Genomic DNA, 14214 nt, shown 5'->3' with positions numbered 1-14214 from the left:
CGGCACCCTCGCCGAGTGCGACCGGGTCGGTGACGGCCGGGCCGACTACTCCCACAAGCACCGGCGCCACGGCGTGAACGTGCAGGTCGTCACCGATCCCGGCCGGCTGCTGTGGCTCTCGCCCGCCCTGCCGGGCCGCACTCACGACCTGACCGTCGCCCGCACCCACCGGATCATCCGCATCTGCGAGCGCCAGGGCGTTCCCATCGTGGCCGATCTCGCCTACCAGGGCGCCGGTCCGTGGCTGACCTCGGGCATCAAACGCAGGCCCCTGCAGGCACTGACCCCTGACCCCCACTGAGAAGACCCGCAACCGTGCCCTGGCCGCCACACGGGCACCCGTCGAACGCGGCGTCGCCCGCCTGAAGTCCTGGCGGATCTTCCGCAGGTCCCGATGCAGTCCCAACCGCATGACGTCAATCGCCAAGGTCACTCATCGGTAGCATCCGGAGGCGGCGACCAAGTGCATATAGGGGCCGTAGCGACGAACGATTCCGAACTGTCCTTTTCAGCGGATGACTTGACGGTGCATCGTCCGCTCGGTAGCGTCCGGGGCTGTCTCGGCCTGCACGACTGTGTACTGCGCTCGTTGTCGCACGGGTGCGGGAGCATCGACGTGTCAGCACACGGTGCATTGGACGGCACAATGCCCTGTCGGGTGGTTGGTCTGGTTGACAGGGGCTGTGTCATGTGGAGAAGTTCGACGAGATCACTTCCCCTTCGGGAAGGCCTTTTCGCGTGCTGCGAGCCGATCTGAAAAAAGTCAGGCATTGAGCACATGTAACGGATCCAGCTGAAAGGGTGACGCGGACGTGCAGATCATCAAGCGGCCCCTTGGAACGCTTCGCGTGATATCCACCGCGGAGAACGGAGTCTCGCTGAAAGATGTTGGCGACGGGCTCGGCGTACCGTTCAGCAGCATGCACCGGATCGCCGCCGTGTTCGAGGAGCGTGGTCGGCTCAGCCGCTTGCCCGCCCATCGGCGTTGCTTTCTTAGTCCGGCGGCTCCCCAGCTCGTCGGTGAGGATCACGCCGAGCAGGCCTTGACAGGCCCGCACGAGGTGGTCCAGGAAATGCAGAGACGCACCGGCGAGGCTGTCTTCCTCACCGAGGTCCTGGGCGAGCACGTGGTGTGCACCGCAGGGATGCAAGCATCCCTGCCACCCCTCGCTCCTCGGCCGGTTCGGACAGCGAATGCGGCTGCACGCCGCCGCGTCGACCCGGGTGATTCTGGCGGACTAGAGCGAGGCCGGGGCATGCCGCATGCTGGCCAGCCAATCGCCCGTCCCCTTCACGAAAACCACGCCGAGGAAGGTTGACGCGGCCATGGACAACTCGGCGTGGTCACACCGCACTCGACGAGGAGATCTTCACATGGCTTTCCTTCTGTGCATACCGAGCCCTTCGAGGTCCACCTCAGGCAGGCGGTGTGCTCTCCCTGGCCTCCCCGAGGCCGGGGAGTGGTAGCGGAATGCCTTTACCTACCAGCAATGTTTCCCCGGCAACTATTGCCGAGTCGGACGGTCCTCTGGAGAGAGCTGAGCCGGCCCTCACGCCGGCCGTAGCGATTCCTGTCCCATCGCTGCTCCCCTCCGACTCTCCCAGGCTCAGCGGCGAGGATATAACTCACGTGCGGATGCTCGCCGAGTCACTGGTCGCGTTGCCACCTATTGTCGTCCGACGGCCGACGATGAGAGTCATTGATGGAATGCACAGGCTGCTGGCCGCTAGATTGCGGGGTGAAGACCGCATACTAGTCCAGTTTTTCGATGGTACGGAGGCAGCGGCCTTCGTGCTGGCTGTGGAGCTCAACGCGGTGCACGGCCTCCCCTTGAGTGGCGATGAACGGGTTAGTGCAGCGTCCCGCATCATTGCCTCGCACCCGCAGTGGTCTGACCGGCGCATCGCCGCGGCCACTGGCCTCGCGGCGAGTACCGTCGCATCCCTGCGTGCGTTTTCAACTGCGCAGAACGAGCACTTGAAAACGCGCGTGGGTCGCGATGGGCGCTCTCGGCCTCTCAATGCGGCTGAAGGGCGCGTACGAGCCAGCCTTTTGGTCGCTAGACACCCTGGGAGCACCCTGCAAGAGATCGCAGAACATGCCGGGATCAGTGTTGCCACAGCCAAGGACGTGCGAGATCGGGTACGTGCGGGCAAGGATCCGCTGCCATCCAGGCTACGAGCCTTCGAGACCCGACGGGCACAGGCTGCCCATCAAGAGACCCCGCCTGCCCCTCGCGGCGGTGAGGCATCACATCCATCGTCGGATGACCTTCAGGTCGCTGTGGAGCGAATCGTCAAGGATCCGTCAATGCGGACTGATGCCGGACGCGCTTTGATCCAGATGCTGAGGACGCACGCCACTGGCAACGACGAGCAGTGGCATCAGCTGGCGGCCAGTGTGCCAGAGCACCGGGCTGCCACAGTGGCCCAAGCGGCAAAGGCCTGCGCCGGACAATGGTTGCTTCTCGCGGAACGCTTGGAGGCCCACTCCCGCAGGGGCTGAGAGGACGCCTTCTTTCCGTTGTTTCATCCCGAGTATGCGGATGACGCGGTTTACCGGATCCGCCAGAAGACCGTGGTCCCACCGGTGAGTCGGCGAGCGATGAGGCCGGTCATGGCCACGTGGATCATGGCTTCAGAACGGGCGGGCAAGGTCTCGGGGCCAGACGGCGGTGGAGTATCAGCCACCCGTAGGTTCGCTCGGAACGAACGAACAGTCGGAGGGAATCACCGTAATGTCACTCGGTTCAGTCCGGGCGGGTGGTTCCGTCAGCGACGGTGCGGATGGTACTCGCGTCGAGGTGGATCTGTCGACGGTATGCACTCCTTGAGGGGTACCTGGAAACCATCGGCCTTACTGGTTCTAACAAAAGCGTTTGATCATGTGACTGTTGGCCTGTCCGCTCGTTGGTCTGGTTGTGGCGAAACGTCAGTCGCGGCCGTGGATCGTGTCGGATGAACTGTGGTCGCTCATCGAACCGTTGCTGCCCGAACCGGGACCGAAACTGGCGGAGGGCAGACCCAGGGTGCCGGACCGGCAGGCACTGTGCGGGATCTTGTTCGTGCTGCACACCGGTATCCAATGGGAGTACCTGCCGCAGGAGTTGGGCTTTGGCTCGGGCATGACCTGCTGGCGGCGCCTGGCGGCCTGGAACGAGGCCGGTGTCTGGGACCAACTGCACGTCGTCCTGCTGGAGAAGCTGCGCTCGAAGAACCAGCTGGACTGGTCGCGGGCGGTGATCGATTCCTCGCACGTCCGGGCCGCTCGACGGGGCCCAAAAGCGGTCCCAGCCCGGTCGACCGCGCACGGCCAGGCAGCAAGCACCACGTCATCACCGACGGTCAGGGCATCCCGCTCGCGGTCACGCTGACCGGAGGCAACCGCAACGACGTCACGCAACTCCTGCCCCTGCTCGACAAGATCCCGGCAGTGGCGGGGCTGGTCGGCAGGCCGCGTCGACGCCCTGACGCGCTGCTGGCCGACCGCGGCTACGACCACGACAAGTACCGGCGCCTGCTCTGGCAGCGCGGCATCCGCCCCGTGATCGCGAAACGAGGCGAGCCACATGGCACTGGCCTGGGCATCTTCCGCTACGTCGTTGAGCGGACGATCGCCTGGCTGCACGGCTTCCGCCGCCTGCGCATCCGCTGGGAACGACGCGACGACATGCACGAAGCATTCCTCGGACTCGCGGTCTGTCTCATCACTCACCGCCACGTCCGACGGCTTTGTTAGAGCCTTTTACTCAAGGCGTGGCTGCGTTGGTGGGTTGAGGAGTCGGAGGCCGACCTCGATCAGTAGCCAGCCGAGCCGCACTCGAGCTGGTGTGCCGCTTCGGTTCACAGGGTCGGCGGAGGCGGTTCTGGTCAGGTTCCAGGCACGAGCTTGCGCACGCAGATCATAGGAGCGGATGGCGTCGATACGGTAGTGAATGTCTGGATGATTGTTCATGACATGGCCTCTCTCAGGTGCCTGCGGGACGCGACACGCGGTACCGTCACCTGCTCCTGCTCCGCTCCGTTAGGTGCCCGTTGTAGGACTCCAGCAGTGCTGAGACTGGCGGCTCAGTTCGCCCGATCCGGCGACCGCTAGGTAGACAGCGCCGTAGTCGAAGTGCTCGGCCTCCCACCGATTGAGGGAGGGTTGCTGCCGGTCTCGATTGCGTATGTGATCAGCTCGAAGCACAGCTCTGCGACAGCCGTGTTGAGAGTCTCGGCTTCCTTGCTCTCGATGCCCCGCCAGCTGGTGGAGTGAGTTGTTTCCTGACAGGCCCGTTACCGGCCCCAGCCGCCCTTGGTCTCCTCGACCAGGCGGTACTTGGCGAGCGTCCCGAGTCGGTACAAGCACCTGGCAACGGACTCGGCGGTCGTTAGGATCTTCTCCGCGCGGCCACTGCCTGCCTCGCCCTTCTCCGCCCAATCGCGGTCCGGTCGACTGCCCGTCAGTGGCGGCGGTACTGAACCGAGCGACGTCGCCGATCGGTTCATACGGACCAGGGGTGAAGGGTGCAGTGGTGAGCAACACGAGCTGCGCAGTGGAGTGACGCGACTTCAGCGGTACTGAATGACTGAGGCCTAGACCGACTCTGCGGTCAGCGGGGCAGTAGTGCACGAGGTTTATTGTACGATTTTATTCGTGGATGTAAAGTACGCCCATGGAGAACGTGTATTCCGACGCTCAACTGGTCGATCCAGGGGCCATGCGCGCCTTGACGCATGCCACCAGGCTCCGGCTCCTGGCCCAGTTGCGTATTCGAGGACCTCAGACAGTCGGCGCGCTCAGCGACGCACTCGATGAGGCGGTGGGCAATGTTAGCTATCACATACGCCAGCTGGCGGCACACGGACTTGTGAAGGAGGTCCCCGAACTCGCCCGGGACCGTCGCGAGAGGTGGTGGAGCGCCGCGCATCCCAAGACTGTGCTGGGCCCCTTCGATCCTTCGGCCCATCCGGAGCGAGCAGAGGCCGCGAGGGCGCTCCGGCACGCCATTCTCCGGCGTTATGTGGACCAGTTGGAGGCGTATCTAGATAGCGAGGACTCGCTGGAGGGCGACTGGGCGCGCAACGCGGTCGGCAGCGACTCCATATTGCACCTGACCGCTGGTCAGCTCGGCGAGTTGAAGGAAGAGCTCGAAGAGTTGGCGTCCCGCTGGGAGGCCCGTAGCAATGATCAACAGCACGGCGCGCACCCAGTCGCGTTGATCTATCACGCCTTTCAAAGGCCGCAGTGATCCACCGACTCCCTTGGTCGGGCTGAGAGCAGGTCACACGGGACGTGCCGGCGTTTCACTCGTCCGCTCAGCGGCCGGATAGCGAGCTGAACAGGCCCGTGAGCTGGCAGCGTGAGTGCTGGAAGAGCTTGGGGGCTTTCGCGCCGGCCGGGGCCGGCATGGTCTGCCTCGCCCGAGGTGGGCAGGGGTTCGATTTCCTCGGCTTCCGCCACCGGAAGATGGGATCATGGAAATGGGAGGCGAGTACTACTTGCAGCGCTGACCTTCGGCCAGAGCGATGCGAGCCCTTCGGGACAAGGTCTGCGTGGCGACCACTCCCTCGGAGATCGAGCGGCCAGCATCCGCCGAAGTGGCCGACGGAGCAGGAACTGGACCATCCGTTCTACCTATGGGTGGAGCGCTCAGCTTGGGCTCTACTGTCTTTGCGGAAATGTGCACGGGGTGGCGGAGAGGATGGAAACCCAAACGCCGAGATGGCTGGGCGGATCAGGCCGCGAAGGGCTGCAGGGGATTGGTTCTGGCGTCGAGCAGTGACACGTATAGCTTCTGCAACTCGATCGACGGGTCGACACCGAGCCCTTCGACGAGTAGTCGTCGATAGTCCTGATAGACGTTGAATGCCCCTTGGCGGTCGCCTGCTAAGTGCAGCGCGCGCATGAGTATCCCCACCGGTCGTTCTCGGAGGGGACACTCAGCTAGATGAGGCCGGATATTCGCGAAGATCCACGCGCAGTCGTTCAGGAGCAGCTGGGCCTCGGCCAGGTTCTCGATGGTGGTGTGTCGCAACTCCGTCAGGTGGTTGGCCCAGGACTGGAGCGGCTCGGTGTCCGGCACGTCCTCGCCTATGGGTCCCCTCCACAATGCCAGCGCGCACTTGAGCTTCTGCGCCGCGGAGTCCGGTCGCATTGAGAGAAGTTCGTTCTGCCCCTGACTGGCGAGCAAATAAAAAGCGGTGGAGTCCACCTCGTTAGGTTCAATGGCCAGCCGGTACGCGGCAGTGCCCCCGGCCCCACCCCTACGGGTTTCGAGCCGGTGGCCAAGTTCCGGCGCGCATGAGTTCAGAACCTTGCGCAGTGTGGCAATATGCGTTCGGAGATTTGACCTCGCGCTGGTCGGTGGTTCAACCCAAATATGCTCGGCCAGCCGATAGAGCGATACGTGTTGGCGGGGATTGCGAAGTAGTCCGATTAAGAGTGCTCGCACCTGGGGTGTGAGCACTGCTGGAGGGGTTTCAGGCGCTGACTCAATGCCAACAGGCCCGAGCACGTAAAAGATCATCTATTCTCCCGTTGGACGTCACCATTGCGCCTTAACGTAGGTTCCCTACCACTCATGTTCAAGCTTTCGCCTGCCTAGTGATATCTGAAGGCGCCTATGGTATGGGCCATTCTTGGTAAACAAATCGGCGCCCAGCGAGGCAGAGGAGGGCCTGGGTGTGGTGTTTTCCCTGGGCGATCTTCTTGTCGTAGTAGGTCCGGGAGGCCGGGTCGGCCAGGGCGGCGAATGCGGAGAGGAAGAAGGCCCGTTTGAGCTGCTTGTTCCTCTCCGAGAGGGCTGTTCGCCGCGGATGGAGGTCCCGGAGGTTCGGGTTGCCGGGGCGAGGCCGGCGTAGGCGGCGAGGTGGGCTGCGGACGGGAACGCGGTGCCGTCGCCGACGTCGATGAGGATGCGGGCTCCGGTCCTGATGCCGATGCCGGGCATGGACATCAGGACCTTGGAAAGAGGGTGGGCCTCCAGCAGTTCCTCGATCCGGTGGGCCAGCAGTTTGCGCTGGTCAAGCACCGCTTGAAGTGAGTTAGCCAGGCTGGGGACGATGAGGGCGCCCGCGTCGGTGCCCGGGACGACGACGCTCTGTTCGTCCAGTGCGGTAAAGATGTCCTCGATCAGTCGCTCGGCCATCCGCGGCGCTTTCGGGCGGATCAGGGTGACCAGGCGTCGGCGTCCGGCCTTGCGGATCTGGGCCGGGGAGCCGAACTGGTCGAGCAGTTTCAGCACGGCCGGGTGCTGCATGCGCGGCCCCAGCACTCGTTCCAGGTGCGGGTGGACCTGGGTGAACAGCCCCCGCAGCCGGTTGGACAGACGCGTCGCCTCGGCGGCGAGGTCGTCGTCGAACCCGACAATCATGTGGAGCTCGGCGATCGTGTTGTCGTCGAGGTCGACCGAGCGCAGTGTGTGCGGCATGGCACGGGCTGCGTCGGCGATGATGAACGCGTCCCTAGAGGTTGTCCCGTATGGGGTTTGAGTTATCCGGTGAGGGCCATGTTGTGCAGGCGTGCGATGCCGAGTGCGGCCTGGTGAACCCCGTTGCCCTTGAGGCGGCAGTCCCGCAGGATCTTCCAGTTCTTCAGCCGGGACAGGGCATGTTCGACACGCGCGCGGGCCCGGCGGTGGACTGCGTTGTCAGCCTCTTGCTGTGGACTCAAGCGGTCTTGACCTGGTCGTTTGCGGTGCGGGATGAGCAGTCCGGTGCCCTGGTAGCCGCCATCGGCGATCACGGGAACACCTTGGCAGGCCACATCAACCCCGGACTCGGCGAAGGCCCGGCAGTCGTTGCGGCTGCCGGGCAGCGGGGCTCCGATGGCCACCACCAGGCGACTGTTGGCGTCGATGACGACCTGCAAGTTGGTCGAGTACCGGTAGTTCTTGCTCGACGCGGCGATACTGCGGTCCCGGGTGGGAACCAGAGTGCCGTCCACGATGTACACGGTGTCTTCCCGTTTCCGGCGGGCCGGGGAGATCGCCAGCAACGGCGCCAGATGATCCAGGATCCGGTCCGCGGCGGACTTCGAGATCCCGAAACAACGGCGCCACCTGCCACAACGTCAGGTTCGTGCGCCAGTACGTAGCCACCAGCAACACCCGGTCCTCCAGCGGCAATCGCCACGGTCGGCCTCGCTGGATGTCGCCACCCCGCCGACGCACCAGCGCGACAAGACGGTCGAACTGCACCGGGCTCAGCCCGACGAACGGCTCGATCCACTTCGGATCATCTGCTGAAATCACCCCACCCATGACCAGACAACACCTCAACAGCCCCACTGGTTACGGGACAACCTCTAGCGTCGGTCTTGGCCTCGCCGGGATAGGGATCAGCGATCCGCCGCATGGTCAGGCCGGGCAGGTAGGTGACGTGGCAGCCGAGGTTGCGGGCGACGGTCAGTGGCAGTGCTCCGATGGAGGCGACCTGGTCGACGATGACCAGGACGGTGCCGTGCTTGGCCTGCAGTTTGGTGAGGGCCTCGCGGAGTTTGGGCTCGCTGTTGGGCAGGCGTTTGTCGAAGGTCTTCTTGCTGGTGGAGGTGAGTGCGGTGGCGTGGTGTTCGCCCTTGCCGACGTCCAGGCCGAGGTAGATGTCGATGCTGCTGGTATCGATCACGTCGGGCATCCGTCGGTGCTGTTTCTCCGGCCCTGCCACGGCACTGATCGCCACATCCACATTACGAAGAGCCTCCCGACCTGCGAAAAGGCCGGTGGTCATGCCCCTAATCAGCGGTCTGTCAGTGCCTCCAAAGCCGGTGACACCACCCCCCAGGCCATCCGTTCGACAACGGGAGGTAGTCATGCCAACCCCGAGGGCCGGTAACCCCGTTGCGGGGCTACGAAGAAGGTAATTGTGATAGTTCAACTGCGGCCCGAGTTGGGCTGCTGCCAGGCTCGGCGTCGACGTTCCGGCATGACCCGCATGGTAATTGGCGGCTCGTCAGAGCTTGCCGTTCCCCCGAGATGTCTGCCGGACGTCGGCGTCGGCCTGGCCCACCTCGTTGGCTTGATCAGCAGCTTGTCCGCCATTTCGACGTGACTCATCACAGTTATGCCGCGCGGTGACTCCACCCAGGCCGGCGCCGACCACGGTCGTCCAGCCGCAAGGAGAACAACCGCATGACCATGCTTGCAGAACGAGTCGACGGCGTCATCGGCGTCGACACCCACCGAGACACCCTCGCCGCGGCAGCCGTCAGCCCCATCGGTGCTGTCCAAGCCAGCACGGACTCGCCTGCCAACGCCCGTGGATACCGCCGCCTGCTCGACTTCGCACGCCAACACATCCCCGGCCGCCGCTGCTGGGCACTGGAAGGCGTCGGCAGTTTCGGCGCCGGCCTGGCCGCTTTCCTGGACCAGGCCGGCGAAGAGGTCGTCGAAGTCCTGCGCCCCAAACGGACACCCGACCGCGGCGGACGCAAGACCGACATGATCGACGCCATTCGCGGGGCGAAGGACGCGCTGGCCGCCGAACATCTCATCCAGCCCCGTGTCCGAGGCGAACGCGAGGCCCTGCGCGTGCTGTTGGTGAACCGCCAGGGGGCAGTCCTTGCTTCCACCGCCGCGATCAACCAGCTCAAGAATCTGATTGTGTCCGCGCCGGATGACCTCCGTGCTGAACTGCGCAAACTGAAGCGTCCGGCCCTGATCAGCCGTTGTGCTCAGCTCCGGGACCGCCCGGCGCAGTGCATCGAACGCCGCATGACGGTCCGAGCTCTGCGCTCTACGGCTCAACGGATCAAAGCTCTCCAGGCCGAGGCCAGTGGACTTGAGGACGAGATCCTCAGCATCGTGCAGCAGTCGGCGCCCGAACTGCTTGCTCTGCTGGGAGTTGGGCCCATCACGGCCGCTCAGATCCTGGTCAGCTGGTCGCATCCCGGGCGCTTCCGCTCCGAAGCCGCGTTCGCCGCCTTCGCCGGTGTCGCACCGATCCCGGCGTCCTCCGGTCTGACCAACCGGCACCGGATCAACCGCAGCGGTGATCGGCAGATGAATCGAGCGCTGCACACCATCACGTTGATCAGGATGCGGCTGGACCCGGCGACCAAGACCTACGTCGCCCGCCGCGCGGCCGAGGGGAAGACCTCCCGAGACGCGCAGCGCTGCCTCAAGCTGACCATCTGCCGCCAAATCTTCAAGCTCCTCGAACGCCCGAACCGGGAGACGCCCAGAAATCTCGAGGATCTCCCCTCAACCGCTTGACGCGATATAGCAGCCTCGGGGGGCTGTTCGAGCGGGTGGTGCCGCCATCCCCGGAGCGCCCGCAGGGCGGCCGTCGGCGCCGCGCGGCGACCGGGAGGTACTGGCCGCGATCATCTTCGTGGCGACCTCGGGTTGTACGTGGAACCAATTGCCGCCGGGTTTCGGCTTGTCGGGGGTGACCGCGTTCCGCCGGTCCGATTGGTTCGGGGCAAGGGTGTGCCAATCGGTTGGGAAAAGGTGTTCTCGACACAGGCCCGGGGTCTTGCGGTGCACCTCGTTCTCGGCCTCCTGCTGCCCGCTCAAGCGCTGTTTACCTCGTTGTTTGCGGTGCGGCATGAGAACCCCGGTGCCTTGTAACCACCGTCGGCGATGACTGGGGTGGCCACGGCAGGCCCGGTCGACACCGGACTCGCTGAACGCCCGGCAGTCATTGCGGCTGCCAGGCAGCGGGACCTCGATGGCCACCACCAGGTGGCTGTTGGCGTCGATCACGACCTGCGGGTTGATCGAGTAGCCAGCATCTGGACCGGCTGGTCTTTGAGGAGGAAGCCGAGGCGGGGTGCGTCGTATCCGGCGCCCGCGACGATGAGGATGTCGGGGTCGCCCCTCCGCCACTGCCCTGCGGCGATGAGTCCCTTCAGTAGATCCCGCATTTGCCGGGTGGTGACGGTCGCGGTGTCATTACCAGGCGTCAGACGCAGTGCGTGCAGCGGCGCGGTCCATGAGCTGCGGCCCGGCTCGAGCGCGCAGATGATCGAGTAGGGCCAGCCGGGGACCGGGTTTTGGATATCCTTGCCACTACCGCAGGTGTGGCAGAGGATCCGTTCCGGTGAGGTGTGGGCGTCGGGGCCCAGCCAGCAGGTGACATCGATGGCCAGGACTAGGCGGTCGTCGGAAGACTGCGGCAGAGGTACTTCGGCCAGTGCCCGCCGCAGCCGGCCAGCATCGATGCGTCCACGGGCCATGGCGGCGTAGAGCCCTCCATGGCCGCGGCGATGTTCACCCACCAGCGACAGTTCGGCCAGTGACCTCACCTGCCCGACGCCCCTGGGCGGGCAACCATACGAAGGGCTCACCACGGCCCCGTAGAACAACGTAGGGAAGCATGACAGCTGCTTCAAGGGCCCTCGTTGGGCGTTGCGGTGCAGCAGTCTCACCCTCACGGCCTTCGTGCTGGACGTGTGTGTTCCTTGGTCGGAGTACATGTTCGGACGAAGGCCGCCTCTGTGTACGGAGTTACCGAACCGGGTGATCAAGTTCGACGGACTATTCGACGCCGGACGTTAAAGATCAAGTTAGGCCAGCGTCCGCGCCTCAATGGGAGCGTCCGACGGGGCCGAATCTGACCGGCCGCGGTGAGAGCGGATTGGGAATCCCCCTGATCGTCGACCGAAACGGCCTGCCCCTCTCGCTCGGAGTCTCGGCCGTCAACGCTCACGACGGTCAGGCCCTCATCCCGCTGGTGCGCGGCATCCCGCCCATCCGCCCCCGTCGCCGACGGCCCGCGAAACTCCACGGAGACAAGGGCTATGACTGTCCCCACCTGCGTCGCTAGCCCTCCCTGCGGCACTTCCGCCACCGCATTGCCCGCAAGGGCATTGAGTCCTTTCACCGCCCGGGTTGGCACCGATGGGTCGTGGAACGGACCATGTCCTTGCTGTCCGGATACCGACGTCTCCACTGCTGCTACGAACGCAAGCCCGAACGTTTTTCCGCCTTAACCACCGTCGCAGCAACCCTCATATGTCACCGCCGAATCGCCAAATAAAATGGCGTCATACGTAGCTCTGCATGCGCTGTATGTGCGATGCCTGTGCGATGACCGTGCGTATGAGTGTCAGTCTCTAACAGAGCGATGCCCTGCGGAGCGTTTCCTATGAGCTGGCTCGCCTAGTCGGATGAGTGCGACGAAGTTTTGGGCTGGGGTGCTTAGCAACAGGAATGACCAAGCTCGGTTTATCAACATGAGCGAATAATGCAATCCTCACTTACGCGAAAGGTGGACGCGTGATCGGAACCGGAGCGGGAGGGGTTCTGGACGCCATTGGTGATACGCCACTGATTGCGTTGCGGAAAATGTTTGCGCATCATCGTTTCACCGTCATGGCAAAGCTGGAGACATTCAATCCGGGAGGAAGTATGAAGGACCGCCCGGCGCTGAATATGGTGTTCAGTGGTATTCGTGACGGTACTATCAAGCCGGGTCAGACGGTCATCGTTGAGTCATCATCGGGTAATCTCGGGATCGGGTTGGCCCAGGTCTGCGCCTATTTCGGGATCCGCTTTATCTGTGTCGTGGACGGACGTACCACCAGACAGAATATCTCGATTCTGCGCGCCTACGGCGCTGAGGTCGACGTGGTGTCCCGCCCGGCCTTAGCAACGGGCGAGTACCTGCCCGCCCGGCTGGCCAGGGCCCGGGAGCTGGCCGCGACCGTGCCACACGCTCAGTGGATCAACCAGTATTCGAATCCGCGCAACCCTGAGGCTCACCATCAGACTGCGCGGGAGATCGTGGAGCTGCTTGATGGAGAGGTTGACTTCATCTTCTGCGCCACTGGGTCGTGCGGGACCCTGAGGGGTTGCGCAGAATACCTGAAGTCCCAGGAGCTATCGACTCGGCTGGTCGCGGTCGATGCTATCGGTAGCGTGATCTTTGGTGGTCCGAGCGGTCCGCGCCTGATCCCAGGCCACGGTGCTTCGGTCTCGCCCGCCCACTGGTCGGCTGAGCTAAGTGACGAGGTTGTTCTCGTCTCGGACCTCGACTGCGTCGTCGGCTGCCGGCGGCTCGCTCGACAGGAGGCGCTTCTGCTCGGCGGATCCTCCGGCGGAATCGTGTCGGCGGTGGAGCGGATGAGCGCCCGGATATCGCAGGGTGCGCGATGCGTCCTGATCTTGCCGGATCGGGGCGATCGCTATCTCGACACGATCTACAACGACGAATGGGTTCTCGACAACCTGGGCGATGTGTCCCGTCTTTGGGAAGAGGTAGAGCGAGAGGTGACAAGAGCATGATGGTAATCAGTCACCGCGAGGTGAGTCGGTTGGTGCAGGGGCAAGAGGCGGCCGTTATCGAGGCCGTAGCGGACGGTTACCGCGCACACGCGCTAGGGCGGACCACGGTTCCGCACTCCGTGTTCCTCAGGTTCCCGAATGATGAGCGGAACCGGATCATCGCGCTGCCAGCGTATCTGGACGGTCGCCGTGACGTCGCCGGAGTCAAATGGATTTCGTCATTTCCGGGTAATGTTGAGATAGGCCGCCCCCGTGCGTCGGCGGTCGTTGTCCTCAACTCTTTGGAGGACGGACGACCAGAATGTCTCCTGGAGGGTTCGATCATCTCCTCCTCGCGCACCGCGGCCAGCGCCGCTCTCGCGGCGCGCGAACTCACCCCTGAAAACTGTTCGTCTGTATCGCTCATCGGCTGTGGACCGATCGCCTACGAGATTGTGCGCTACCTGCAGATCGTGCGGCCGGGAATCAAATCCGTAGTGCTGCATGATCTCGACGAGCGGCGCGCTGGGTTGTTAGCGGAACGGTGTGCGGCAGAGTGGTCGGGGCTGGATCTGACTGTGGTGCGGACGCTTCCCGTGGCCCTTGCAGCCGCCGATCTCGTGGTGTTCGCGACGACAGCGGCCCGTCCGTACACAGGTCTTGCCGACTGCCGGCCGGGAACGACTGTTCTGCACGTGTCGTTGCGGGACGTGGCGGTCGACGCAATTGTCAGAAACGTCAACGTAGTCGACGATGCCGACCACGTCTGCCGAGCCAACACCTCGTTGCATCTTGCAGAAGAACGGACTGGGGGAAGGGGGTTCATCGCCGCCTCAATTGGTGATTTGCTGCGGGGCGGCAAGCCGCCGGAGCCCGGTTCCAAACTGACAATTTTTTCGCCGTTTGGCCTCGGAATTCTGGATCTCGCTGTTGCAGACCTGGTGCGCCGACGGGCCGAGGAGCAGGACCTAGGGACAACCGTTCCGGATTTTTGTCCGAGCTGAGAGTGGTGCGCGCAGTCACA

7 protein-coding genes and 10 pseudogenes are annotated in these 14214 nt (G+C 64.2%); 9 read left to right on the top strand and 8 right to left on the bottom strand.

Going from position 1 to position 14214, the window contains the following annotated elements; translation table 11 throughout:
• Together ACIBCK_RS38600 and ACIBCK_RS38595 are read left to right on the top strand one after the other, a co-directional pair.
• Positions 1 to 443, top strand: a pseudogene (locus ACIBCK_RS38600) (transposase family protein); the annotation flags it as partial.
• Between the two features lie 369 nt (positions 444 to 812).
• Positions 813 to 1319 (top strand): helix-turn-helix domain-containing protein, encoded by a 507-nt coding sequence (locus ACIBCK_RS38595; RefSeq protein WP_399397969.1) that lies wholly within the window; start codon positions 813 to 815, stop codon positions 1317 to 1319.
• Between the two features lie 1237 nt (positions 1320 to 2556).
• On the opposite strand, the pseudogene ACIBCK_RS38590 reads toward ACIBCK_RS38595, so the two are convergent.
• Positions 2557 to 2705, bottom strand: a pseudogene (locus ACIBCK_RS38590) (IS5/IS1182 family transposase); the annotation flags it as partial.
• A gap of 243 nt (positions 2706 to 2948) precedes the next feature.
• Between ACIBCK_RS38590 and ACIBCK_RS38585 the strand changes: the two are divergent.
• Together ACIBCK_RS38585 and ACIBCK_RS38580 are read left to right on the top strand one after the other, a co-directional pair.
• Positions 2949 to 3739, top strand: a protein-coding gene (locus ACIBCK_RS38585) for an IS5 family transposase (protein ID WP_399397973.1) whose coding sequence is annotated in 2 segments (ribosomal slippage) — positions 2949 to 3285 and positions 3285 to 3739 — 792 coding nt in all. Because the reading frame shifts where the segments join, the coding sequence is not laid out codon by codon here.
• A gap of 919 nt (positions 3740 to 4658) precedes the next feature.
• Positions 4659 to 5234, top strand: coding sequence for an ArsR/SmtB family transcription factor (locus tag ACIBCK_RS38580; RefSeq protein ID WP_399397967.1), 576 nt, complete (start codon positions 4659 to 4661; stop codon positions 5232 to 5234).
• A gap of 486 nt (positions 5235 to 5720) precedes the next feature.
• On the opposite strand, the gene ACIBCK_RS38575 is transcribed toward ACIBCK_RS38580, so the two are convergent.
• The 5 genes and pseudogenes from ACIBCK_RS38575 to ACIBCK_RS38555 all read right to left on the bottom strand — a co-directional run.
• Complete coding sequence (locus ACIBCK_RS38575) at positions 5721 to 6197, bottom strand: AfsR/SARP family transcriptional regulator (protein WP_399397971.1); 477 nt, start codon at positions 6195 to 6197, stop codon at positions 5721 to 5723.
• A gap of 60 nt (positions 6198 to 6257) precedes the next feature.
• Positions 6258 to 6512: pseudogene (locus tag ACIBCK_RS38570) on the bottom strand (winged helix-turn-helix domain-containing protein); the annotation flags it as partial.
• Between the two features lie 124 nt (positions 6513 to 6636).
• A pseudogene (locus ACIBCK_RS38565) lies at positions 6637 to 7460 on the bottom strand (IS110 family transposase); the annotation flags it as partial.
• 17 nt (positions 7461 to 7477) lie between these two features.
• Positions 7478 to 8246: pseudogene (locus tag ACIBCK_RS38560) on the bottom strand (transposase).
• 7 nt (positions 8247 to 8253) lie between these two features.
• Positions 8254 to 8610: pseudogene (locus ACIBCK_RS38555) on the bottom strand (IS110 family transposase); the annotation flags it as partial.
• Positions 8611 to 9113: 503 nt separating this feature from the next.
• On the opposite strand from ACIBCK_RS38555, the gene ACIBCK_RS38550 reads away from it, so the two are divergent.
• Both ACIBCK_RS38550 and ACIBCK_RS38545 read left to right on the top strand, forming a co-directional pair.
• Complete coding sequence (locus tag ACIBCK_RS38550) at positions 9114 to 10196, top strand: IS110 family transposase (RefSeq protein ID WP_399397965.1); 1083 nt, start codon at positions 9114 to 9116, stop codon at positions 10194 to 10196.
• Positions 10193 to 10413 (top strand): annotated as a pseudogene (locus ACIBCK_RS38545) (transposase); the annotation flags it as partial. The gene ACIBCK_RS38550 and the pseudogene ACIBCK_RS38545, both read left to right, overlap by 4 nt.
• 44 nt (positions 10414 to 10457) lie before the next feature.
• Here ACIBCK_RS38545 and ACIBCK_RS38540 read toward each other — a convergent pair.
• Positions 10458 to 10709, bottom strand: a pseudogene (locus ACIBCK_RS38540) (IS5/IS1182 family transposase); the annotation flags it as partial.
• Positions 10691 to 11242, bottom strand: a pseudogene (locus ACIBCK_RS38535) (transposase); the annotation flags it as partial. The pseudogenes ACIBCK_RS38540 and ACIBCK_RS38535, both read right to left, overlap by 19 nt.
• 281 nt (positions 11243 to 11523) lie before the next feature.
• Here ACIBCK_RS38535 and ACIBCK_RS38530 point away from each other — a divergent pair.
• The 3 genes and pseudogenes from ACIBCK_RS38530 to sbnB all read left to right on the top strand — a co-directional run.
• Positions 11524 to 11964: pseudogene (locus ACIBCK_RS38530) on the top strand (transposase); the annotation flags it as partial.
• Positions 11965 to 12203: 239 nt separating this feature from the next.
• Positions 12204 to 13211: a 2,3-diaminopropionate biosynthesis protein SbnA gene (sbnA, locus tag ACIBCK_RS38525; RefSeq protein WP_399397963.1), complete on the top strand. Its 1008-nt coding sequence runs from the start codon at positions 12204 to 12206 to the stop codon at positions 13209 to 13211.
• Complete coding sequence (gene sbnB, locus ACIBCK_RS38520; protein ID WP_399397961.1) at positions 13208 to 14194, top strand: 2,3-diaminopropionate biosynthesis protein SbnB; 987 nt, start codon at positions 13208 to 13210, stop codon at positions 14192 to 14194. Before sbnA ends, sbnB begins: the two co-directional genes overlap by 4 nt.
• The last annotated feature ends 20 nt before the right edge of the window (positions 14195 to 14214 follow it).

Source organism: Streptomyces sp. NPDC051218 (assembly GCF_044455475.1).
In the GTDB taxonomy this organism is placed as follows: domain Bacteria; phylum Actinomycetota; class Actinomycetes; order Streptomycetales; family Streptomycetaceae; genus Streptomyces.
This window is presented reverse-complemented; position numbering and strand designations above follow the sequence as displayed.

Coding starts and splice junctions, on each gene's coding strand:
- ACIBCK_RS38550 (WP_399397965.1), top strand. CDS start 9,114: ATGACCATGCTTGCAGAACGAGTCGACGGCGTCATCGGCGTCGACACC.
- ACIBCK_RS38580 (WP_399397967.1), top strand. CDS start 4,659: ATGGAGAACGTGTATTCCGACGCTCAACTGGTCGATCCAGGGGCCATG.
- sbnB (WP_399397961.1), top strand. CDS start 13,208: ATGATGGTAATCAGTCACCGCGAGGTGAGTCGGTTGGTGCAGGGGCAA.